Raw genomic sequence first — 21,789 nt, forward strand, 5'->3', positions numbered from 1 at the left:
CCGTCACCCCCTTTTCGAAAGCCGCAATTCCTCTGATGGGGAGCCTTTGTCTCGATGACACGTTCTAACCGGAGCGCGAACCAGAACTGTAAAAGGTCGGGAGAATGTATTTCATTGCATTGGCGACGGACTATGACGGCACTTTGGCTCATGACGGCATGGTTGCCCGGAAAACGCTCTCTGCTCTCGAGCGGTTCAAGAAAAGCGGCCGCAAGCTCGTTCTGGTCACCGGCCGTGAACTGCCCGATCTCAAGCGCGTCTTTTCCGAGGTGAGTCTCTTCGACAAGGTCGTCGCCGAGAATGGCGCGCTGATCTACACACCGGCCAGCGAGGAAGAGCGGGTGATTTCACCGGCGCCCGAGCCCAAATTCGTCGCCAGGCTGAAGAAGCAGGGCGTCAAGCCGCTTTCAGTCGGGCGATCGATCGTCGCTACCTGGGAACCCCATCAGGCCACGGTGCTCGAGGTCATCAAGAAGATGGGCCTCGAACTGGAAATCATCTTCAACAAGGGCGCGGTGATGGTCCTGCCTAGCGGCATCAACAAAGCTACCGGACTGGCTGCCGCCCTTCAGGACCTTCGGCTCTCGCCACACAATGTCGTTGGTGTCGGCGATGCCGAAAACGACCACGCCTTCCTGCAGGCCTGTGGCTGTAGCGTCGCCGTCGATAATGCAATTCCTTCGGTCAAAAATACAGCCAATCTGGTCATGCGTGGCGCACGGGGCAAAGGCGTGGAGCAGCTGATCGACAAGATGATCAAGCATGATCACGCGATCGTACCGAGGCGCCACGACGGTATCGTCCTGGGATCGGCCGGTGGCGACGATATCTATCTGTCGCCGACCGACACGGTCCTCATTGCCGGCAGTTCCGGCATCGGTAAATCCACCTTGGCCACCGCGCTGACGGAGCGCTTCGTCGAGAGCAAGTTTCAGTTCTGCGTCTTCGATCCCGAGGGAGACTATGACGGCCTTGAGGGCGCCGTGCGGCTTGGTGACGGATCAAGCGCGCCGACAAAGGCGCAGGTGCTCGATCTGATCGCCAAGGCCGACAGCAATATCGTTGTCAATGGACTGGCGCTGCGCGTCAGTGAGAGGCCGGATTTCTTTGCGGACCTGCTGCCCGGCCTCGGCAGTTTTCGCCGCCGCACCGCAAGGCCGCATTGGCTCGTCATCGACGAAGCGCATCATCTCCTGCCCAAGCGGCGCGACGATACGCGGGCTGTCCTGTCACTGGAATTGCCGGGCACAATCCTGATCACTGTTCACCCCGAGGCGATCTCGACCGACGCGTTGCGCCTGGTGACGGCTATCATTGCGCTTGGCCCCAAGGCGGAGGACGTGGTGAAGGTCTTCTGCCATGAGACAGGCATTGAGGCACCGAAGGCCATCCCAACTCCCAAGGGCGCACGCGTGCTGTTCTGGCGGCCGCAGGCAGGCAAGAAAGTCAAAACGGTCAAGGTGATCGAGCCGCGCCAGTCACTCAAGCGCCACAGCCGCAAATACGCCGAAGGCCAGCTAGATGAAGCAGGCAGCTTCTATTTCCACGGCCCTGACAATGCGATGAACCTCAGAGCCCACAATCTGATGATCTTTGCCCAGATCGCTGAGGGCATCGACGACAAGACCTGGGCGTTTCATTTGCATGCCGGCGACTATTCCAAATGGTTCCGACATCAGATCAGGGACAAGGACCTCGCACGCGAAACGGCCGAGGCGGAAGAGGACAAAACATTATCGGCCGAGGAGAGCCGCAAGCGCGTGCTCGATGCCGTTCGCCGCCGTTACACGGCTCCAGCCACAGCGCCGGAATGATACGCGAGAGCCAGGGGTAACTAAGCCAGCGCTGTTGCACACGGAAAATCGATTCAATCAGGCAGCGCCGCCATCGCGACAATTTCAACAACGATGTCGGCTTGCGCAAGCGCTGCAACCCCGATCACCTCCGAGGGCGGCGGGTTGTTATAGCTGCAGTGCTTCGGGCAATGCTCGGCAAAGAACTCGTCCAGCACGTCCAGGCGAAAATTGGGAGAACTCAGAACGCCGCCATCGGGGAATGGCCCCTTGATGAAGAAGGTCAGCCGGATGAGGTAGTCGAGCGCGCTACCGAGTTCTTCCAGATCTGTTTTGATGTTCGTCAGAATGGCGCGCCACTGTGCCGCTGCATCGCCAGTGAAGCCGCCTCCCTTTTTTCCAGCTGGATCGTAATCGTCGGCGGTTGCCGTGTTTCCGCAAAGGTAGACAAATCCCTTTGCTCCGCTAACGACCGTGCCTTTTCCCCACGGCATCAACCTGCCGTTTTTGAATTTCTTATGGGTTACCAGTTCCACGTCAGTCCAGTGCCCCAAATCGTCAGTCTATCAAATCGTCGATCCTGATCGGCAGATCGCGGATACGCTTGCCGGTAGCATGGTAGACCGCACTTGCCACGGCAGCGGCTGTTCCAACGTTGCCGAGTTCGCCCAGCCCCTTGACGCCGGCAGGATTGACCTCGTGATCGACTTCCGGCACGAGGATCACGTCAACCTTTTTGATATCCGCGTTAACCGGCACCAGATAGTCCTGCAGGTCGCGGTTGACGTAGCGCGCCTGCCGCCGATCGATTTCCGTTGACTCGTGCAAAGCCTGGCCGATGCCCCAGATCATACCGCCCATCAATTGGCTGCGCGCGGTCCGCGTGTTCATGATGCGCCCGGCAGCAAAGGCACCGACGATGCGCGGCACCCTGACTTCACGGGTGTAGCGGTTGATGCGCACTTCGACGAACTCGGCGCCAAAGGCATATTTGACCGAATCCTTGTCGCCTTCCCCACCGTGAAATTCCGGCTGTCCGGCATAGAGTTTCTTGAGGGCCTCCGGCGAAGAACCCTTGGGTGCAAACTCGGCATATTCCTCGATGGCGCCGACCTGCATGGCCTTGAAGACGTCGGCCAGCTTCACCGATTTGCCAGTCTCCGTAACGACTTTCCCATCCGCCATATCCAGTTTCGCGTTGCCCGAACCGGCAAGGGGACCGTCGTTGCCCGCCGCGGCCGCGAACAGCTTGCCGCGCACTGCATCGCAGGCCATCATCACCGCGGAGCAGACGCTCGCCGTCGAGATCGAGCCGCCCGACACCGGTGCCGGCGGCAAGGCGCTGTCGCCCATCTCGACGCTGATCTTTGCGATGCCGACACCCAGCCTTTCGGCTGCCATCTGTGCTGCTATGGTGCGAACACCAGTGCCGATTTCATGCGAACCGCATTGGACCCGAACCGCGCCGTCGGCGGTGAGACGAACCCTGGCCGCGCAAGGTGCGACGGCGGTCGGGTAGATTGCCGTCGCGCACCCCATGCCTACCAGCCAGTCGCCGTCACGCATCGAGCCGGCCTTCGGCTCGCGTTTCGCCCAGCCAAAGGCCTCCGCCGCCTGATCGTAGCACTTGATGAGCGAGCGGCTGGAAAATGGCTTGCCGCCGATCGGTTCCTTGTCCGGCTCATTGATGCGGCGAAACGCGACTGGGTCCATGCCAAGCGCGACGGCCATTTCGTCCATGGCATTCTCGAGTGCATAGACGTAAGGCGTTTCTGGTGGTGACCGCATATATCCAGGCGTGTTGCGGTCGGCGTGGACCAGCGAAACATGCGTGAGGACAGAGCCGTAATTGTACATACGGGCGGTGGTGGACGTGCCGCCGACGACATAAGGGTCAGGGCGTGACGTCACCTCCCACCCCTCATGTCCGAACGCCGTGATGCGGCCGTCCTTGCCGGCGCCTATGCGGATCCGATGCCGCGTCTCGGCGCGATAAGTCTGCGTGCCGAAGGCCTGTACGCGGCTGACGACGCAGCGAACTGGACGGCCAATTCGCCGCGCGGCGACGGCGACGATGGCCGTGCGGGCCGTCATCGGCCCCTTCGAGCCGAAGGCCCCGCCGATATAGGGACTGATGATCCGAACGTTGGCCGGGTCGAGCTTCAGTTGGCGTGCCAGTTCCATCTTCCAGCCGGTCACGTTCTGCGATGGCTCATGGATCGTCAGTTGATCGCCGTGCCATATGGCCGTGGTCGAAAACAGTTCGATCGGGTTGTGATGCTGGGTCGGTGTAGAGTATCTTTCGTCGATCTTCACAGCAGCATTTGCCCAGGCGGCATCGAAGTCGCCGGCTTTGGCATCTTCCTTGAACATCGGGTTTTTGCCAGCCGCCGGCCCTACCTTCACGCCTTTGGAATCGAAGGTAGCGCTGGGTTGTTCGTCCGCATAGGCGACACGGATCAACGTCGCCGCTTCCTCCGCCGCCTCAAAGGTCTCGGCAACAACCAGAGCGACGATCTGGCCATCGTGGAAAATCGTCTTGTCATGCAATGGCCCAATAGAACTTGCGCCGGTGTTGCCGAATTTCGGCTTGTCGGTGTTGTCCATGTCGCCATAGGTGACGATGTCCAGCACACCGGGCACCGCCTTGGCATCTTCCGTCTGGAATTTGGACACCTTGCCCCGTGCGATGCTGCTGGTGGCAAGGACGCCGTAGGCAACGTTGGCCGTGGCGATGTCGGCAGGATAACTGGCCTGTCCGGTAACCTTCAGCCGGGCGTCGATCCGAACAACGGGATCGCCCTGATTGTCTTTGGGAACTGGCGCGGCTTGATTCATGGCTCAGACCTTCATGTCACGGGTTTCGAGCAGCGCCCGCACCAGCGTGTGCTTGCCGAGCGCTATCTTGAATGCGTTGTGTTCGCGCGGCTTGGCATCGGCGAAGGCGACGTCGGCGGCTGCTTGGGCCGCAGACTCATCAAGCACCTTGCCCTTGAGCGTGTCTTCCGCCGCGCTCGCCCGCCACGGCACGGTCGCTACGCCGCCGAGAGCGATACGCGCACTCCTGACCGTGTCGCCGTCCATGTCGAGCGCGACAGCCGCGGACGCCAGCGCAAACGCGTAAGATTCGCGGTCACGTATCTTCAAATAACGGGACCGGCTGCTCCACGGCGCGAGTGGCACTTCGATGGCGGTGATGAGCTCGTCGGCTGCGAGATCCGTTTCGATGTCGGGCGTTTCGCCTGGCCGCCGATGCAGCTTGGCGAAGGCAAGGGTTCGCCTTCCCCGCCTGCCCTCAATGTCGACGGTCGCGCCGAGCGCAACTAGCGCCTGCGCGAAATCGCCATGATAGGTTGCGATACAGGCATCGCTTGTGCCGAGAACGGCGTGCTGGCGATTGAACCCTTCCATCGCAGCACAGCCGGAGCCCGGCTGACGTTTGTTGCATGACCAGGAGGTTTCACGAAAATACTCGCAGCGCGTCCGCTGCAGCACATTGCCAGCAAGGCTAGCCATGTTGCGAAGCTGGCCGCTGGCGGCGAATTTCAGACTGTCGGCTAGCAGCGGACAACGGTGCCTGACATCCCGGTTGTCGGCTGCTTCACTCATGCGAACCAACGCCCCGAAGCGAATGGCGTCATCCTCTATCCTGATCTGTCGCAAGGCGGGTTCGGCCAGAGAGTTGAGATCGATCAATCGTTCCGGTTGCGCCACACCGAGCTTCATGTAGTCGGCCAGATTGGTGCCACCGGCAATAAACTGCGCGTCGGCCGCAGTCGGCGGGCTCTGCCCATCACCGGCATGCGACGCCATGGCGACCGCTGCGGAGACGCTGGTTGGGCTTTCATAAACGAAGGGGCGCATCTAGGCCCTCCTGATCTCGTCGCGGGCCTGGACGATCGCCGCAACGATGTTGGGATAGGCCGCACAGCGGCACAGATTGCCACTCATATATTCGCGAATATCATCTTCCGAGCCAGCGTGGCCTTCGTTGATGCACCCGATGGCGGACATGATCTGGCCCGGTGTGCAATAGCCGCATTGAAAGGCATCGTGATCGACAAACGCCTGCTGGACGGAATGCAGTTCGCCGTTGGTCGAAACCAGGCCTTCCACCGTGGTGATCTCGCGGCCCTGGTTCATGACGGCGAAACTCAGGCACGAGAGCACCCGTTTTCCGTCGACAAGAACGGTGCACGCACCGCACTGCCCGTGATCGCAACCTTTCTTTGTGCCGGTCAGGCCAACATGGTCGCGCAGAGCGTCTAGCAGGCTAGTGCGGTTGTCGAGCGCCAGGTTGTAGGGCTGTTTGTTGATACGCATTGAAACCGCCGACAAGTCACGCGGTTGGGCCGGCTTGGCGGACGTTGGCTGGTCAGCGCTCTTCGCGGATTGGACAAGCGGCATTGCCGCTACCGCCGAAACAGAGGCCGTCATGAACATGCGTCTGCTCAGGCCACTGGCAATTTTGGCTTCGGACATGGCTGGCTCCGGGCTGGCTGGGTCTTAAGCGGACCCAACCAACCGCAAAGAGCAAAGTTCCGTCCTCACGTGCCTGTGATCGCTTTTTTTGTTTGGCTGCATCGACGCATCTGGAACTTCAACTGCCGGCCGATAGTTGTCTTTCGTGAGCACCAAGGCAAACGATCATGAGCGATGATCGGCATGACAAGAACAGTGACGATGGGCCTGTATTCTCGGCGGAGCAGGCACGACAAGGTGAGATCATCCTGCGAACGCGCACACGTCGGATCACCTTCATAGCCGGGTTGGTCGGCAGCGTGATCCTGGCGATCGTGGTCAGGGTCTCAATCGCCTGAACCGACTTCACCAGGCGCGAAACAATTATCGGTCGTCAGGAACCTTTTGCGAGCGGCTGTCGTTGATTCGCCACTGTCGAAAACGGTTGGCATCTTCTTGAGAGTTCTCCCGTGGACGCGAAAAACGAAACCAAAGAACCCGACGAAACCAGCGACACGCGCGGCTCATCGCGCAAAGTCAAATCCGACGCCTCGCCAAAACGCAGGGACGATGCGGCTGAGGCCACCACTTCAGAGCCCAAAAGGCCCGACGGGCAGCCGGAAAAACCAAAGCCCAGCCTGCTGAGTTTCCCACGACGGCACCCCTTCATCTCCATCGCGATCCTGATCGTGTTGCTGCTCGCTGCCATCGGGCTGGTCCTGTGGTGGCTGAACGCGCGCCAGTATGAATCGACCGACGATGCATTCGTCGATGCCCGCACCGTGACGATCGGTGCCGAGATATCGGGCCGCATCACCGATGTCGCTGTTACCGACAACCAGCCGGTGAAAGCCGGCGATGTGCTCCTGCGCATCGATGACAGCGACTATCAGGCGAGCCTGGCGGAGGCCAATGCCGGCGTGGCCTCCGCGCAGGCTGACATTGTCGATGTCGAAGCACAGATCGAAGCACAAAACGCCAAGATCGATGCGGCGCAGAAGCAGGTGGCGCAAGCCCAGGCCGCGCTCGATTTCGCCAAGGCGGAGGACGAGCGCAACCGCGAACTGCTGGCCAAGGGAACCTCCACTCAACAGCAGGCGGAACAGGCCGCTTCGACCCTGCGCCAGGACCAGGCCGCCCTCGACAGTGCTGGAGCAAACGTGACTGCCGCGAAGAGCCAGGTCACTGTTCTGCAGGCGCAGGAAGAGAGCGCGCAAGCCAAACTCAATCAGGCCAAGGCGAGCCAGGAGCAGGCGCGCGCCACACTGTCACGCACCACGATAAGCGCGCCTGTTGCCGGCCGCGCTACCAGTGTTACGGTCGCCAAGGGCACCTACGCCCAGCCCGGCCAGGTGCTGATGATGTTCGTTCCAGACGAGGTCTGGGTGAAGGCCAATTTCAAGGAAACCCAACTCGACCTGATGCGGCCGGGACAGCCGGTAGAGATCGATATCGACGCCTATCCCGAAAAAACCTTCCACGGCCGCGTCGACAGCATCCAAGCGGGCAGCGGCACTGCCTTCAGCCTGCTGCCGGCCGAAAACGCCACCGGCAACTTCGTCAAGGTGGTGCAGCGCGTGCCGGTGAAGATCGTCTTCGACCAACCGCCGGGCGTGCTGCTCGGTCCGGGGCTGTCGGTGGTGCCGACAGTCAAGGTGAGATGAGCGCCGTCGAAATGGCCGGTGGCGCGAGCGAAAGCCGGTCCGCCGCCGGTGGTCGCAATCCCTGGCTCATCGCGGTCGTCGTCTCGATCGCCACCTTCATGCTGGTGCTCGACACCTCGATCGCCAACGTCGCCCTGCGCAACATCGCCGGCAGCTTGGCGGCGGGAATGGACGAAAGCACCTGGGTGATCACCACCTATCTGGTCGCCAATTCGGTGATCATTCCGGTCAGCGGCTGGCTGGCCAGCGTGATCGGCCGCAAGCGCTATTACATGCTTTGTGTAGCGACCTTCACCATCGCATCGCTGCTTTGCGGCCTAGCGCCCAACCTGGAAATGCTCATCGTCTTCAGAATCCTGCAAGGCCTCGGCGGCGGCGGCATGGCTCCAAGCGAACAGTCTATCCTTGCCGATACCTTTCCCCCGAAAAACGCTCTCAGGCGTTCGCGCTTTATGGCATCGCCGTCATCGTCGCGCCGACCGTCGGGCCGACCATCGGTGGCTGGCTGACCGACAATTTCTCCTGGCACTGGATCTTCTTCATCAACGTGCCGTTCGGCATCATGTCGCTTGCCCTGGTGCAGTGGCTGCTGGTCGAGCCCGATGTGCTCGAGCGCGAACGGCAGGAACGGTTGAAGGGCGGCCTCAGAATCGACTGGGTCGGGTTCATCCTGGTCGCCACGGCGCTTGGCTGCCTGGAAATCTTCCTTGATGAGGGTCAGCGAAACGACTGGTTCGCATCGAGTTTCATCACGGCTTTCGCTGTGGTTTCGGCGATCTCGTTCCTGCTGCTGATCCCATGGGAATTCCGCCACCGCGATCCGATCGTCGACATCCGCCTGCTGTTCAGTCGTCAGTTCGGCACGTCATTCCTGGTGATGATGGCGGTCGGCGCCGTGCTGTTCAGCACCACGCAGTTGATGCCGCAGCTGCAACAAACCGCCTTCGACTATACGGCGACCCTGTCGGGTCTCTCTATGATGCCCGGCGGCATCGCCATGCTGATGCTGATGCCGATTTCGGGATTTGCCGCAGGCATCGTTCAGCCCAAATATCTGATCATGATGGGCATGTCCGTTGTGGTGGTCGCCCTGTGGCATATGACGTCGCTTGCCCCGGACGCCAGCTTCCGTTTCTTTGCCTTTGCGCGCGTCTTCCTGATGATCGGCCTGCCGTTCCTGTTCATCCCCATTTCGACGGCGGCTTACGTCGGTCTCGCTCCGCAGAAGACCAACCAGGCGTCGGCGCTGATCAATGTAGCCCGCAACATCGGCGGCAGCATCGGCGTGTCGCTGTCCAACACGGTGATCGCCCAGAATGCGCAGCTCCACCAGGCGAACCTTGTCAGCCACACGGCACAATCGTCTCCCGCCTACCAAAAGGTGCTGCATCAAGTGACCGAGCATTTTGTTGCCCAGGGATCGACCATGCTCCAGGCCAAGCAACAGGCCGCCGGCTGGATTGGGCAGTTGATCGCGCGCCAGGCTTCGCTGCTCGCTTATGTCGACGTCTTTCGCTACTGCGCAATCGTGACGGCGTTATTTGTTCCCCTCGCCTTGCTTCTGCGGTCTCCAAAGCATGACAAGCGCTAGTTGAAATATCGTCGGCGCTGGAACCCCGTCGCTGGCTTTCCGTTCAGACCCTATCCAACAAGGGAGAAACAATCATGCCACGCGGTGACAAATCGAAATACACCGACAAACAGGAACGCAAGGCCGACCACATTGCCGAGGGCTACGAGAAGCGTGGGGTTTCCGACAAGGAAGCCGAGCGTCGCGCATGGGCGACCGTCAACAAGGATGATGGCGGCGGCAAGAAGGAAGGCGGCTCCGGACGCGGCGAGCACACAGGCAATCCGGCGGCACACAAGGGCGGTAGAATCGGCGGCAAGGCATCGGCGTCGCGCTCATCCGCAAGCCGATCGGAATCGGCTAAGAAGGCCGCAGCCACCCGCAAACGGAACGCCGAACACCGCGCGCATTGACTGGCGATGCCCGGAGCGCAGACATGAAATCACAACTCGTCAACGAGGACAGCGGACAAGGACATTCGTCGTGGTGCTGGACCCCGGTGAAGAAGCATTCGCCAAGCTTACCGCCTTCGCGGTCGAGCAGACGGTCGGCAGCGCTTCGTTGACCGCCATCGGTGCGTTCGAACGAGCCACCGTCGGGTGGTTTGACCTGAATGCTAAGACCTACCGCAAGATCCCGATCGACGAACAATGCGAAGTGCTGAGCGCGATCGGCGATATTGCGCTGGGCGACGATGGCAAGCCCAGCCTGCACGTCCATGCGGTGCTCGGATTGAGCGACGGCACCACCCGGGGTGGGCACCTGCTTGAAGGCATCGTTCGGCCAACGCTGGAAGTCACGCTGGTAGAAGCCCCAGGCCATCTGCGCCGCAGCAAGCGTCCGGAACTCGGTGTTGCGCTTATCGATCTGGACTCTTGAGCTTCAAGGACCGATCGGCAGGGCGGTTTACGTCCAGTTCGAGAGAACTGTCTCCATCTCGACTGTCTCGACCTGCTGTGCAAACCGCTGATGATAGACGGTCAGCAGCGCGTCGTGGGTTGCGTCGGAAGAGCTGCACAGCGCGTCCGTGACCAGAACCACGCGATAGCCGAAATCGATGGCCCCGAGCACCGTGGCCAGAACGCATACATCTGTTTCGCCACCCGTGATGACCAGTGTATCGATATCGCGCGCCATCAGAAGAGCTCGGAGGCTCCCTTCGAACCAGGGCGAGTATATGTGCTTGTCGATGATTGCCGCTGGCGGGCAATAAGCGGCCAATGACGGCAACAGTTCGGCCATTTCGGGTCCGATCGTCTCGATCGTCATCGAAGCCCAACGCTCGTAGTAGCGCTTCCACGTGCCGACGCCTTGCCCCACCTTTGGGGCGGGCAGGAACCGCGTAAAGACCGTCTGCGGCGCGCGTCTTTCGACCAGTCTTTCGACTTGTGGCAGAACACGGGTGATCCAGGGTGTTGCCCATTGAGACGGCTCGGCAAACAACCTCTGCATATCCACGCAGACATGCATGCATCGATCGCCAAGGGGACCATAGGCCAAGCCTGGCATCGACATCAGCGCGTCTCCGACCGGCGGTATGTGTCCACAACAGCTTCCTAGCAAAGACAGGCAACGCCACGTGCCGGGACTGGTTCCTGAGATAGCACAGGAACCGACGCGAATGAGTGGCGTTTCCGCCGAGGCGAATGGAGCTACTCGCATGAAACCACGCGACGGGGGCCGTAAATCAGCCGGGACACCACCATGGAACTGAGCGGAGGATGTCTCTGCGGCACCGTCCGCTTTCGCGTTGGAGGCAAGCCGAGAGTGCACTACTGCCATTGCGACATGTGCCGGCGAGCCACCGGCAGCGCATTCGCGGTCCTGGCCTGGGTGCCTTCTCAAAGCGTGGCCTGGATCAATGCGACGCCAACCTATCGCAGATCGTCGCCGATCGCCCAGAGGGGATTCTGCTTCAGCTGCGGATCGCCGCTCAGCCTTTCCTATGACGCATCGCCCGACGAGATCGCGCTGCATGTTGGGACGTTCGACGATCCGGCCCAACTGGAGCCGCGCTACAACTATGGGTCGGGGCAGCGACTTGCCTGGGTTTGCTGTGGAATAGAGCTGCCGCAACACGATACCGAGGAGCGATGGTGAAACCATGCCTGAAGGGGAAGCCAGATGAGCATCTTTTACCGGGCCGCCAAGATCGCTGAAGAGGTCCATGCATCGCAACGCGACAAGACCGGCCAGCCTTACATCGAGCATTGTCGGCGTGTCGTTGATGTTGTCGAAACGATGGATCAGAAGGTCGTCGCCTATCTTCATGACGTGCTGGAAAAGGGCGAAGGCTGGAACCGGACCAAGATCGAAGACGCGGGTTTCGGACCGGCGATTGCTTCGGCTGTTGACGCCATTTCACGCAGGGACGGCGAGGATTATTTCGCGTTTGTGCGACGCGCTGCATCTAACCCGCTGGCGCTGCCGGTAAAGCGCGCGGATCTGGAAGACAATATCTGGCAGGCGCGACAAGTTGGGGCATCTACTGTCAAATACGAAGAGGCACTACGCATTCTTGATGAGGAGTTTCCGCGCCGCTAACATACCCGAGGCTCAGCCCGGCTCGGTGTGCGCACGAGCGAGCTACTCCAAGACGTGGGGCGTATGCCGCTTGTCCTCCAACGGATCGACATCGATGCGCGCCTTGTCGGGGTCGAACGCGCCGTGACGCGCTATTGCCCTCGCCCCGGCCTGAGGAGTCTCATAGGCCCACATGAAATCGTCAGCCGCGCTTCCCACGGCATGGACACGCCAATAGCTGGCGGTGCCTTTCGATGGACTTTTGGTGGTGGTGTTGGTCTTTTCAAAAAGGTCGAAATAAATATCGTCGAAAGGGATGTAGAAAACAGGCTCATAGCCCTCTTCCCTAAGCACCTTACCTCGGTCCGTCGCAGCAACAATGGCGTCAGAAAATCGTACCGTCACTGTGCCGGCAAACGGCTCTATGGTCAGTTGGTGCGGGTTGTGTGTTGCAGTTGCGATTGAAGCTTGCATATCGGTTCTCCTTGCCAACAGGCGTTATGAGATCGAAGGTCATTTGCTCGGCGGCACGGTAGCTGGCTGGTCACCGCCAGTCGTAGACTTGGGCCTGGTATCCTGATCGACCGTCGGGTTCTTGTTGACAGTGTCGGTGTTGGCTTTTGTCGGCTCGGTGCTATTGTCGCAGGCAGCAAGCGCCAGACCAGCGAGCAAGATTAGCAATGGCAAGGTTTTCATTGTCGAGGCCTCCTCTGGTTGATATCGACCAACGAAGCTCAGGCGTCTTGGTTGCTTGGGTGGGTCTTCAACCGCTGCTGCTTTTCGAGCCAACTCCAACCATTGGAGCGGCCGATACGCGTTCGGCCTCCGGGCCTTCCGCCTCTATTTCCTGTACGGCCTGGTCCCAGTGTTCCTGCTCTCGTCCGGCAGGACGGCCCTCCCGCTCCCAAATTTCGTAGGCTCGCCGTTTGATGCGCGCTTCCCTGCTGTCCATGACTCGATCCTCCGATCATCAGTCTCAATTCCAGATGATATTTTTTGTTCCCTTCGGCAGTGGCTGCCGCCGGAGCCGCGATCCCGGGCAAGGCGCCGGTGGCTTGCGTGAAGGAGCAGCTTGGTAATTTCCGTACCAACATTTTTTGATGACACACCGAGGCGGGCAGATTTATCAATCCGACTATCGATGCGTGCCTGCATACCCTCTTCCGTTCCACGCCCGGCGCGCGGTGCCTCAACCCCGTCGGATTGAAAGATGTGACGGCCGTTGCTTCGAGAGCAAGGTGACGCCCATGCGGGAATTGCCGAAGGACATTGACGCCGATGTCGTCATTGAAATCAGCAAGCTGTTGGATGACAGCCCGCTTTTCGTCCCGGTGCGAGTTCATGAGCTTGCGACCAGGGTGAGGCAGCGGGTGAAGACTGGTTTGCCAAATCGTTCGATCGAAGAATTGATCGTGGAGATGGCCTCTGTGCGCCAATTGGCCATGGCCTTTGACCTGCCTGGACCGGAGAATGTCGTGCGCATCCCACTGCGTCGCCCGCGCCGCTAGTACTGCGGATTTCAATTTGCTACCGCTGTTGCGCGCCCGCCCGACTCGGCGCGGAACCTAAAGCGCGCCCGAGAATTGGATTGCAGGACAATCGACCTTCCAATTCGGGTCCCGCCATGCCTCTAAGTCCAGACTGGCAGATATCGCGGCGCGATTGGTTTTGACTGTGCTTGCCGGTCCGTTGACCGGATTGAATCGCGAAGCGCGCGGTCATTCGGCGGGCTTCAGAACGACTATCCTCGTCGGACTGGCCGCCGCCTTCAATGGTCCAGGCAAACATATTGCTGGAAGTACGCGGCAAGAATCCCGATTCATTTGCCTCGATGGATGTGTTGCGCTTTCCGCTTGGCGTGTTGACAGGCGTCGGCTTCATCGGTGGCGGCGCCATCCTTCGCCGAGGCGATCTTGTCAGTGGGATCACCACGGCCGCGACCTCGTGGGTGATGACGGCGATCGGTTTGGCATTCGGCGGTGGTCAATATGGCTTGGGAGCGGCCGGGACATTGCTAACCTTGATGACGCTTCTCGTGCTGAAATGGATCGACCTCCGCATTCTACGCGACCACCGTGCTGAGCTGGGAAGTCACGTGGAAGGATGGAAAGGCGGACGATCTGCCCGAAATCGTCAAGGCGCTCGGTTACCGGGTGCGGTTGGTCGGCCTTAAGCGTCGCACGGATCGCGACGATCCGTTATTTTCCTTCGAAACTGGCTGGACCCGGCCGGATCGTAGCGGCCCGCCAACGGAGTTGCTTGCATTGATCGAACAGCACGCGAAATCACAAAGTTCCAGTTGGTCCGCGAGCCTATGCACTGATTGACTTCGTCACACGCTCCATCCGGAGATCTGGATAAGCGACGCCTCCAACAGCCCGCTCGATCGCCGCGTCGGTGAAGACGTGGTCGTTCAACGCACCGCAGCGCGAAGCGCTGATATGAAAAGGACCAGCAACGCCAAGGCATTGAGGCCGGCGGCGACGGCGTGCGAATATTCCCACTGGCGCCGCAGCAACTCCCAGTTTTCGGGCAAAACGGTCCAGTTCCGGGTTGCCTGGTTGATCGGATAGGTCAGCGTCCAGAAGGCAAGTTGGGTGGCACCGATGCTGATGAAGGCAAGGACAACAAGGCCGAATGACCCACCTGACCTGTAGAGCAGGACTGCCAAGGCGGCTGTGGAGAACAATGCCCCTAGCACCACGATGCCGAACAGGCTCCAGCCGTCGTACGCGCGTTGCGCGGCCAAGTAGCTCGTTCCATCCAGCTTCATCTTGTTGAACATCGAGAAGAAGTGCGCACCGGCCGGGACAAAGGCCAATGCGACGAAGATGAAGCTGATAACCCTCAGACCGTAAATTGCCATCCAGGTCTCCTCTCAACATAGAGCTATCTGTTCGAGGCTTACGTCGCGTCGCTCAAGGCAGATGGAAAACCGTCCTGGAAGGAGACCGAAAAGGGCTTGAACAAGATCGCCGATTCGCTCGGTCGCAACCGCCCTGCCCGCGACATCGAGCCTGACGAGATCAGGGACCTCATTCGCCCGATCTATCAGCGAGGCAAACGGTCTATGGCCGATCATGTTCGCAGCTATATTCGATCGGCATACAGTTGGGGGCTGAAATCCGAGCATGACTACCGCACATCCTCGGTTCGTCGCTTTCGGCTCGTATACAATCCTGCTGCAGGTATTCCGACAGAACCGAAAAACGTTGGAACGCGTTGGTTGGACGAAGAGGAATTTATTCGTCTCTATCGTTGGCTCGAATATCCCGATGCGCCGGTTCACCCCCCTTACACGCGCGCCGTAAGAATTCTTATGCTGACCGGCCAGCGTGTCGAGGAGATCGCTCGGCTACACGTCGATCAATGGGATGCGGCCGAACGCATCATCGATTGGTCCAAAACTAAGAATGGAAAGCCTCACGCCATCCCGGTGCCCAAGATTGCGGCGGAGCTTATCGAGTCGATCAAAGCGAATGAATTTGGCTGGTTTTTTCCATCCGCAACCGACCCGTCCAAGCCGGTCAGCCATGGCACGCTCTATTCGTTCATGTGGCGCCAGCGCGATCGCGAGGTCATCCCCGTCGTGACAAACCGCGATCTGAGGCGAACGTGGAAGACGCTTGCCGGAAAGGCAGGGCTCTCGAAAGAGATTCGAGACCGATTGCAGAACCACACGCTACAGGACGTCAGTTCTAAGAGCTACGATCGCTGGAACTATATGCCAGAAAAGCGCGCTGCTATGGCGCGGTGGGACAAATTCGTGCGGGAGATCCTGACGAAGAAGAAGCATAAAGCCGCACTCGAGGAAGCGGCATGACTATCTGTGATCGTCGGCGTGGGTAGAGCTAGTTTCTCAGCCGGTTTTGGAAAACCAACCGATGTCGCAGCTTAGCGTATACGTTCTGCCCGTCCCTCTTCCAGAGACTCTACAAGCTCGGCGGCCAGTTTCAAATGCTTCGCAACATCAGCGCGGGTGGTGTAGCGATCAGACTGTGGTGGCGGCAAAAGGCCCGCAATAGCTTTTAGGTCGCGCACTACTGAATCGATGTGTGGCCAAGGGAAATCGGTCGGATCGCCAATATCCCGGTCCGCTCCGACGATCACCTCCAACTTGGCCAAGATACCAGCTAGCGACACAGCGGCGACCTCTGGAAGCGCATCCTGAAGTTTGAGCGCCTCGGTCACAGCCAAGACTTCGGCCTCCTGAGCCACTGCGTATTGACGGACGCTGTCCGGTGGCTTGGACTGTTCGTTGAAATCGCCGTTGGTCAATACCTGAATTCCGGTATTGCTGATAATTCTTGTCTCCAACCGCTGCTGCATCCTGCAAAGCACCAGAGAGGTATGTTGGGCACGATGCCATGCGGCCCACAGGGTGAGAACAGGGTCATGTTTTGTCGCGGTTGATGGCGTCACCTTGGGTTCCTCCAATTCGACACGGCCGGTCGTATCTGAATTTAAGATAACTGGAAATCAGATATAATTGAAGCCCTCATCTGGAACCGGATGAGGGAAATCTGTGGTGAAAACGCTCGGAACGCATCGCCACCAATCCCTGATCGCTATGCTGATTGAAAAGCGTGAGGCCAGTGGGCTTACACAGACCGAGCTTGCCGCAAGGTTAGGCGAATATCAGTCGTTTGTAGCTCGGCTGGAAAGCGGCCAACGCCGCGTCGATGTAGTCGAATTCATCGATTTAGCGAAGATTTTAGGGTTCGATCCTTCTTCCGCCATCAAGAAATTGGCCGCGGAACCTCACTGAGCCTCTAAGTCACGCTTACGGAGACGCGAGTGAGCGCGCCATCAAACGGCGCTGTAGCGAGCGAGCGACGGCTTTGCGCCTCATGCACGAACCCGCTTCGCGAGAGGGTCGCCTGATTCTGAGATGGCGCGGTATTCATAGGCCTTGAGCGGGTAGAGACCGCGATCGGGCCATGGAGTTCCCTTCAACGAGAGGAACTTGCCATGGTTACCTTGTCGATCGACACTCCGATCACACCGCTTCGCCAGCGCATGCAGCAAGACATGCTGATGCGGGGCCTGGGACCGCATACGCAGCAGGACTACGTTCGTCATGTCCGGCGCTTCGCCGCGTTCCTTGGCCGTGCTCCCGACACCGCGACGCCCGAGGACATCCGGCGCTTCCAGCTGCGTCACCTTGAGAGCGGCGTGGGCCCTGAGACGATCAACGGCGCGGTCTCGGCGCTGCGATTCCTGTTCACGGTGACGCTGAAGCGGCGCGATCTGGCGCGTGCGCTGGTGGTCACCCGGTATCCGCGCAAGCTGCCCGAGGTGCTGAGCGTTGAGGAAGCGGCGCGGCTGCTCGAAGCAGCACCTGGCATCAAGTACAAGGCCGCGCTCGGTGTTGCCTATGGCGCGGGCCTGCGCGTGTCCGAGGTCGCGCACTTCAAGGTGGATGATATCGACAGCACACGCATGCTGATCCGCGTCGAACAGGGCAAGGGACGCAAGGACCGCAACGCCATGCTCTCGCCGCAACTCTTGGAACTGCTGCGACTGTGGTGGCGCGAAGGCAAGCGGCGCGAGGTGATGCTTCCGCATGGTTGGTTGTTCCCGGGACGCAGTTGCATCGCGCCGATCTCATCGCGGCAACTGCATCGCGCGGTCCAGGAAGCAGCCGAAGTCGCCGGCATCCGCAAGCGCGTCAGCCCGCACACGCTGCGTCACAGCTTCGCCACCCACCTGCTTGAGCAGGATGTCGACATCCGCGTCATCCAGGTCCTGCTCGGGCACAGCAAGCTCGATACCACCGCGCTCTACACCAAGGTCTCGACCCGGACGATCCACGCGGTCGCAGGGCCGCTCGACCGGCTGATGGCGCTGATGGAGGATAAGTCGCCTCCCGGCTGAACCGGTCCGGGCGGACCTGGAGGTCGCCGATATCTTCCGTGCTGCCGGCCCCGGATACCGGGTCGCCCACGCAGGGCATCTGAGCCTGCAGCAGCTCAAGGTCATGTCGGCGATCGAACACTGCCGCACCGCTGCATTGGGTGGTCATGTCGAAGCCTGTGCGGACTGCGGCCAATGGCGGATCGCCTATAACAGCTGCCGCAACCGGCACTGTCCGAAGTGCCAGGGCGCGGCCGCGCGGACATGGCTCGCCGAGCGAGAGGCCGACCTGCTGCCGGTCGGCTACTTCTACGTCGTGTTCACGCTGCGCGCCGAGGTTGCCGTCATCGCGTTCCACAACAAGGCGCTGGTCTATGACCTGCTGTTCAAGGCGGCATCGGAGACGATGCTGACGATCGCGGCGGATCCCAAGCACCCCGGCGCGCGCATCGGCACCACCGCCGTGCTCCACACATGGGGCTCGGCAATGACCCACCATCCCCATATCCACATGATCGTGCCGGGCGGCGGCATCGCACCGGACGGGTCACGCTGGATATCGTCGCGGCCGGCCTTCCTTCTCCCAGTCAGAGTACTGGGCAAGCTGTTCCGCCGTCTGTTCCTGATCCGGCTGGTGGCGCTGCACGACGCCGGTCGGCTCGCCTTCTTCGGATCGGCGGCGAACCTGGTCGATCGTCGGGCCTTCCTGCGTCATCTGAAGCCTGTTCGCAGCAAGCGCTGGGTGGTCTACGCCAAGCCGCCCTTCGCCGGCCCCCAAGCGGTGCTCGCCTACCTGTCGCGCTACACTCACCGGGTCGCCATCTCGAACCGCCGCCTGATCGCCTTCGAAGAGGCTGGAGTCACCTTCCGCTACATGGACTATCGCCGCGATGGTGTCGAGCGCCAGCGCGCCATGACGCTTGCCGCCGACGAGTTCATCCGCCGCTTCCTGCTCCATGTCCTGCCGCGTGGGTTCCCCCGCATCCGTCACTATGGGCTGCTCGCCAGCTTCGCCCGCAAGGACAGCCTCGCACTCGCGCGCGAACTGCTGAACGTCGCTCTGCCGCCCAAAGACGACACTCCGGAAGAACCGGCTGACGTCCGCCCGCCTTGCCCTTGCTGCGGCGGACGCATGGTCGTCATCGAGTGGTTCGAACGGTGGTGCCAGCCTCGTGCACCGCCTGCCTCAAGAGCGCCGAACCGGGAGAACGCTCCATGACCCGGCATGGCCAAGTTGCTCTTATGACCGCGCCACGCCGGCGCCGGTCAACGGGATATTATGTGCACGTTGCCGTGGCGCTGGTCGTCACGCACACCAATCCCGTCGGAATCAACGCTACAGGCTCTGCGACCTGGCCCGGAAGCCGCTTCCACAACATGCCCACCGCATCCTATGCGGAAATTCGCGACAGGCGCTGGCACACCCCCAGGCAAATCCCCATAGGCAATCGTCTGCGGCCCGCGGGTTCCTGCATGAGAGACTTTCGTACGCCTGACGGCACCCGAAACCCTTCAGCATTTCGGTCACTGCCGCAATTCTGTCGCGTCCAAAAGTAGCCGTGCCAGTGACCCTTCGCCCCGCCAAAAGTGGCCCGGGAATTTAACCGTCCAGCCTCTCAGGGCCTGAAAGCGTCGCTGAAATCCTATGGACATCGGACATAAAATTTGTGCCCAACCCGGCTTTGTTGTCATATCAAAGAGGCCTTCGCGCTTTTGAAGGTCAGCGCATCGTGAGGATTTTGATTATGCGTTTTCTGCCAATCGTCACGGGGCTGTTTTTGATTGCGAGTCAAGCCTTCGCTTTCGGCAATGATGATCACTGGGTTTCGGGTGCAGGTCAGGGCTTCGATGAGGCCATTATTACTCATGGCCCAGGCAATGAGATAATGGTGGCGTGCAACTGCGGCGCTACCAAACCTGGCGGCAGTGGCATAACGATCAAGATCGGCGGTCAAGAAGTCGACGGGCCGCTCACCATGCTTTTTGATGGCTCCCGATCGGTAAGTCCGTACAGCGGTCTCATCACCACCGACAACCGGGCCAGCATCTCTTGGTATCAGGAGATTATGAAACAGCTGCTCAGCTCTCGTTCCGTGATGGTCGTCATACCCAACATCGCTCCAGTCGAATTCACCCTTAAGGGAGCAAGGAAAGCTATCAGCGCGCCCTGTAGGCCCGACCTATGGAGGTAGGGCGCCGCCCCAGCCCTACCTGCCGCTTGTCCTCGTCGAATGCAAAGCGTGATGCATAGCGGGCGTAAGCCGTCCGCCCGCCGGTCTGCTGTTGATATAACTGTGATCGGCATAGCCGGCCGGGTAGTAGCAAGCCGAGGGCTGGACGAAGCGGCCGACGCGACATCGAGCGGCGCTCGAAACAGCGTCCCGCGCTATAGTGAGTTAAGGCCGGTCCCCTGATCGACGACATGACCCGCCTGGAATCGAAAGCTTTCGACGACGAGCTCGTCGCCACCCCGTGCCATGGAGAGCTGATCGTCATTTTCGACCCGAGTGTGTTCTTAGGCGCTGCGCTGCGCAAGAACCTCGCCCGCGCCGAGCTGCTTTTCGCCGCCATCATCGGCCAGGATGCGCGACTGCCGTCACAGCGCCGATACGAGGCGCGGTTCAAAGAGCTTTCGCGCCGGCGTCACCATTCCGAGGCCGCTCTACGAAGAGCTGCTTACTTTGGAGAAAGTGCCCTGCAACCCGGCCACCGCGCCGGGGCCGTCGGGCTGAGCCAGCGGCGGACCTCATGTACGCCTTCTTCCGCCCTGTGCGCGACCAAATCCGGATTGCGATGGAGGATTTTTCGAACGAACACAGTCGGGCCTGCGTATCGTCATGTGGCGTCGTCTGCTTCGAACTCGATCGGCGCGAGCAGGATCGCTCCACACCAGACATCGTCCAGTCGACACTGACCGAGGAGATAAATCGGCGCGCGTCCTTCTCGAGAGCCTTGGTTAGTGGCGCGGCGTCGGGCTTGGTGGCAACCGGCGCGCTTCCAGTTGAAGGCCCGCTTTAGTATCCGCGCGGCAGAAACCTGTCCGTCCGCCTGCGGCCCCTTATAGGTCATTGGATTTGACAAAGGTGAATCTATGCCGATGGCAGCGATGTGCCTGCCGAGCGATTGCCCCTAGTCGCTATCGTTCCGCCCCGCCCCGGCGCGCCACGAAACAGGATCGGCAAATGTGCTTTCGGCAATTTTGCGATAGAGGGTTGAGCGGGACAGGCCGGTACGGTTAAGGACGGTTTTGAGACGTATGATGCGATCCGGCTCTGACATAGCTCGCTCCTTCTCGCTGGGAGTTGCTGGTATTTGCTGGGCAGACAGGACGGATCGGACTCTGGACGCAATCTGCCGCTGGCTCCCAGAACCATATGCGCTACGCGCCGTTTAACGAGAAGCGCCGTCTGGTCATCGACGATCATGGAAATACGATAATCTACGATACCGGAGATCATCGCATATCTGGTGTTTCACAGAGCCAGAGCACGGACACGACCCTGACCTTCGTCAGCCAGCACGGCGTGGTCCGCGTCTCTGATCTCCAGCGCGTCGATGCTGCTTAGGTCAGGCCTGCAATTACGCAAACAGTAACGCTCATTGGCGCACGTGCAGCGCAGTAACCGGAGGACTCCACAATGACGCAATCGCCGATGCCACCTAACCCAATGGTTGAGCAGCCTGCCAGCGAGGTTCCTCGGACCATTAACGGGGGAGAGCTCCCGCTGTCTAAATCCGGTCAGCAGCAGGCGGTGCAACCTCAGCACTCACCGAAGGCACCAAGCGGGTATCAGAACTTTCGGTGACGCCGAACGGGTCACTGCAGCGGAATTGGCTCGGCGGATTCAGGAATGGATAGTCCCAAGCGGATTGACGCGCTGATCGATTAGCGCCGCCGCCGGAACCAGTGGTCGTTGCGGCA

Annotated in this window: 25 protein-coding genes and 3 pseudogenes; 16 read left to right on the plus strand and 12 right to left on the minus strand. The window is 60.3% G+C overall.

Annotation, left to right across the window (positions count from 1 at the left end; all coding sequences use genetic code 11):
• Positions 1 to 104: 104 nt before the first annotated feature.
• Positions 105 to 1,814 (plus strand): HAD family hydrolase, encoded by a 1,710-nt coding sequence (locus AC1VON_RS22775; RefSeq protein ID WP_483124911.1) that lies wholly within the window; start codon positions 105 to 107, stop codon positions 1,812 to 1,814.
• Positions 1,815 to 1,867: 53 nt separating this feature from the next.
• On the opposite strand, the gene AC1VON_RS22780 is transcribed toward AC1VON_RS22775, so the two are convergent.
• Genes AC1VON_RS22780 through AC1VON_RS22795 form a run of 4 tightly spaced genes read right to left on the minus strand, consistent with a single transcriptional unit; the run spans position 1,868 to position 6,275 of the window.
• Positions 1,868 to 2,329, minus strand: a complete 462-nt coding sequence (locus AC1VON_RS22780) for a RidA family protein (RefSeq protein WP_483124912.1) — start codon at positions 2,327 to 2,329, stop codon at positions 1,868 to 1,870.
• 22 nt (positions 2,330 to 2,351) lie between these two features.
• On the minus strand, positions 2,352 to 4,631 hold the full coding sequence (locus AC1VON_RS22785; protein ID WP_483124913.1) for a xanthine dehydrogenase family protein molybdopterin-binding subunit: 2,280 nt from the start codon (positions 4,629 to 4,631) through the stop codon (positions 2,352 to 2,354).
• A 3-nt stretch (positions 4,632 to 4,634) separates the two neighbouring features.
• Positions 4,635 to 5,657 (minus strand): FAD binding domain-containing protein, encoded by a 1,023-nt coding sequence (locus AC1VON_RS22790; protein ID WP_483124914.1) that lies wholly within the window; start codon positions 5,655 to 5,657, stop codon positions 4,635 to 4,637.
• Entirely contained in the window at positions 5,658 to 6,275 is a 618-nt protein-coding gene (locus AC1VON_RS22795) for a (2Fe-2S)-binding protein (RefSeq protein ID WP_483124915.1), read from the minus strand.
• 167 nt (positions 6,276 to 6,442) lie between these two features.
• Between AC1VON_RS22795 and AC1VON_RS22800 the strand changes: the two genes are divergently transcribed.
• The 5 genes and pseudogenes from AC1VON_RS22800 (at position 6,443) to AC1VON_RS22820 (ending at position 10,367) form a co-directional block, all read left to right on the plus strand.
• Positions 6,443 to 6,613: a hypothetical protein gene (locus AC1VON_RS22800; RefSeq protein WP_172228329.1), complete on the plus strand. Its 171-nt coding sequence runs from the start codon at positions 6,443 to 6,445 to the stop codon at positions 6,611 to 6,613.
• A 111-nt stretch (positions 6,614 to 6,724) separates the two neighbouring features.
• Positions 6,725 to 7,918: an HlyD family secretion protein gene (locus tag AC1VON_RS22805; RefSeq protein ID WP_483124916.1), complete on the plus strand. Its 1,194-nt coding sequence runs from the start codon at positions 6,725 to 6,727 to the stop codon at positions 7,916 to 7,918.
• A gap of 134 nt (positions 7,919 to 8,052) precedes the next feature.
• Positions 8,053 to 9,509: pseudogene (locus tag AC1VON_RS22810) on the plus strand (DHA2 family efflux MFS transporter permease subunit).
• A gap of 74 nt (positions 9,510 to 9,583) precedes the next feature.
• Entirely contained in the window at positions 9,584 to 9,901 is a 318-nt protein-coding gene (locus AC1VON_RS22815; protein ID WP_127262154.1) for a plasmid stabilization protein, read from the plus strand.
• Positions 9,902 to 9,924: 23 nt separating this feature from the next.
• A pseudogene (locus tag AC1VON_RS22820) lies at positions 9,925 to 10,367 on the plus strand (PPC domain-containing DNA-binding protein).
• A 27-nt stretch (positions 10,368 to 10,394) separates the two neighbouring features.
• Here AC1VON_RS22820 and AC1VON_RS22825 read toward each other — a convergent pair.
• Positions 10,395 to 11,003, minus strand: a complete 609-nt coding sequence (locus tag AC1VON_RS22825; protein WP_483124917.1) for a cysteine hydrolase family protein — start codon at positions 11,001 to 11,003, stop codon at positions 10,395 to 10,397.
• Between the two features lie 189 nt (positions 11,004 to 11,192).
• Between AC1VON_RS22825 and AC1VON_RS22830 the strand changes: the two genes are divergently transcribed.
• Both AC1VON_RS22830 and AC1VON_RS22835 read left to right on the plus strand, forming a co-directional pair.
• Positions 11,193 to 11,588, plus strand: a complete 396-nt coding sequence (locus AC1VON_RS22830) for a GFA family protein (RefSeq protein ID WP_483124918.1) — start codon at positions 11,193 to 11,195, stop codon at positions 11,586 to 11,588.
• 24 nt (positions 11,589 to 11,612) lie between these two features.
• The gene (locus AC1VON_RS22835; RefSeq protein ID WP_172228319.1) at positions 11,613 to 12,032 is read left to right on the plus strand and encodes an HD domain-containing protein; all 420 of its coding nucleotides are present in this window, start codon (positions 11,613 to 11,615) and stop codon (positions 12,030 to 12,032) included.
• A 42-nt stretch (positions 12,033 to 12,074) separates the two neighbouring features.
• On the opposite strand, the gene AC1VON_RS22840 is transcribed toward AC1VON_RS22835, so the two are convergent.
• The 3 genes from AC1VON_RS22840 to AC1VON_RS22850 all read right to left on the minus strand — a co-directional run bounded on the left by AC1VON_RS22840 (position 12,075) and on the right by AC1VON_RS22850 (position 12,963).
• Positions 12,075 to 12,485 (minus strand): DUF427 domain-containing protein, encoded by a 411-nt coding sequence (locus tag AC1VON_RS22840; RefSeq protein ID WP_483124919.1) that lies wholly within the window; start codon positions 12,483 to 12,485, stop codon positions 12,075 to 12,077.
• A 39-nt stretch (positions 12,486 to 12,524) separates the two neighbouring features.
• Entirely contained in the window at positions 12,525 to 12,707 is a 183-nt protein-coding gene (locus AC1VON_RS22845) for a hypothetical protein (protein ID WP_483124920.1), read from the minus strand.
• Positions 12,708 to 12,774: 67 nt separating this feature from the next.
• Positions 12,775 to 12,963, minus strand: a complete 189-nt coding sequence (locus tag AC1VON_RS22850) for a DUF2934 domain-containing protein (protein ID WP_483124921.1) — start codon at positions 12,961 to 12,963, stop codon at positions 12,775 to 12,777.
• A 295-nt stretch (positions 12,964 to 13,258) separates the two neighbouring features.
• On the opposite strand from AC1VON_RS22850, the gene AC1VON_RS22855 reads away from it, so the two are divergent.
• Together AC1VON_RS22855 and AC1VON_RS22860 are read left to right on the plus strand one after the other, a co-directional pair.
• On the plus strand, positions 13,259 to 13,519 hold the full coding sequence (locus tag AC1VON_RS22855) for a hypothetical protein (protein WP_483124922.1): 261 nt from the start codon (positions 13,259 to 13,261) through the stop codon (positions 13,517 to 13,519).
• A 281-nt stretch (positions 13,520 to 13,800) separates the two neighbouring features.
• On the plus strand, positions 13,801 to 14,184 hold the full coding sequence (locus AC1VON_RS22860; RefSeq protein WP_483124923.1) for an MgtC/SapB family protein: 384 nt from the start codon (positions 13,801 to 13,803) through the stop codon (positions 14,182 to 14,184).
• Between the two features lie 240 nt (positions 14,185 to 14,424).
• Here the strand turns inward: AC1VON_RS22860 and AC1VON_RS22865 are convergent, their stop codons facing one another.
• Positions 14,425 to 14,877, minus strand: coding sequence for a hypothetical protein (locus AC1VON_RS22865; RefSeq protein ID WP_483124924.1), 453 nt, complete (start codon positions 14,875 to 14,877; stop codon positions 14,425 to 14,427).
• A gap of 27 nt (positions 14,878 to 14,904) precedes the next feature.
• Between AC1VON_RS22865 and AC1VON_RS22870 the strand changes: the two are divergent.
• Positions 14,905 to 15,834 (plus strand): annotated as a pseudogene (locus AC1VON_RS22870) (tyrosine-type recombinase/integrase); the annotation flags it as partial.
• A 71-nt stretch (positions 15,835 to 15,905) separates the two neighbouring features.
• Here AC1VON_RS22870 and AC1VON_RS22875 read toward each other — a convergent pair.
• The gene (locus tag AC1VON_RS22875) at positions 15,906 to 16,433 is read right to left on the minus strand and encodes a hypothetical protein (protein WP_483124925.1); all 528 of its coding nucleotides are present in this window, start codon (positions 16,431 to 16,433) and stop codon (positions 15,906 to 15,908) included.
• Positions 16,434 to 16,581: 148 nt separating this feature from the next.
• Here AC1VON_RS22875 and AC1VON_RS22880 point away from each other — a divergent pair, with 148 nt between their 5' ends.
• The 3 genes from AC1VON_RS22880 to AC1VON_RS22890 all read left to right on the plus strand — a co-directional run bounded on the left by AC1VON_RS22880 (position 16,582) and on the right by AC1VON_RS22890 (position 19,086).
• Positions 16,582 to 16,779, plus strand: coding sequence for a helix-turn-helix domain-containing protein (locus AC1VON_RS22880; protein WP_483126361.1), 198 nt, complete (start codon positions 16,582 to 16,584; stop codon positions 16,777 to 16,779).
• Between the two features lie 203 nt (positions 16,780 to 16,982).
• A complete protein-coding gene (locus AC1VON_RS22885; protein ID WP_483124926.1) occupies positions 16,983 to 17,888 on the plus strand; it encodes a tyrosine-type recombinase/integrase in 906 nt (301 codons plus the stop codon).
• Positions 17,869 to 19,086, plus strand: a complete 1,218-nt coding sequence (locus AC1VON_RS22890; protein ID WP_483126362.1) for an IS91 family transposase — start codon at positions 17,869 to 17,871, stop codon at positions 19,084 to 19,086. The genes AC1VON_RS22885 and AC1VON_RS22890 overlap by 20 nt, the downstream gene beginning before the upstream one ends.
• A gap of 469 nt (positions 19,087 to 19,555) precedes the next feature.
• Here the strand turns inward: AC1VON_RS22890 and AC1VON_RS22895 are convergent, their stop codons facing one another.
• On the minus strand, positions 19,556 to 19,822 hold the full coding sequence (locus tag AC1VON_RS22895) for a hypothetical protein (protein ID WP_483124927.1): 267 nt from the start codon (positions 19,820 to 19,822) through the stop codon (positions 19,556 to 19,558).
• Positions 19,823 to 20,289: 467 nt separating this feature from the next.
• Here AC1VON_RS22895 and AC1VON_RS22900 point away from each other — a divergent pair, with 467 nt between their 5' ends.
• On the plus strand, positions 20,290 to 20,781 hold the full coding sequence (locus tag AC1VON_RS22900) for a hypothetical protein (RefSeq protein WP_483124928.1): 492 nt from the start codon (positions 20,290 to 20,292) through the stop codon (positions 20,779 to 20,781).
• 215 nt (positions 20,782 to 20,996) lie between these two features.
• Here AC1VON_RS22900 and AC1VON_RS22905 read toward each other — a convergent pair whose 3' ends face one another.
• A complete protein-coding gene (locus tag AC1VON_RS22905) occupies positions 20,997 to 21,146 on the minus strand; it encodes an AlpA family phage regulatory protein (protein WP_483124929.1) in 150 nt (49 codons plus the stop codon).
• A gap of 95 nt (positions 21,147 to 21,241) precedes the next feature.
• On the opposite strand from AC1VON_RS22905, the gene AC1VON_RS22910 reads away from it, so the two are divergent.
• On the plus strand, positions 21,242 to 21,433 hold the full coding sequence (locus AC1VON_RS22910; protein ID WP_483124930.1) for a hypothetical protein: 192 nt from the start codon (positions 21,242 to 21,244) through the stop codon (positions 21,431 to 21,433).
• Positions 21,434 to 21,789 lie beyond the last annotated feature (356 nt).

Source organism: Mesorhizobium sp. HAY1-8B, assembly GCF_056868045.1.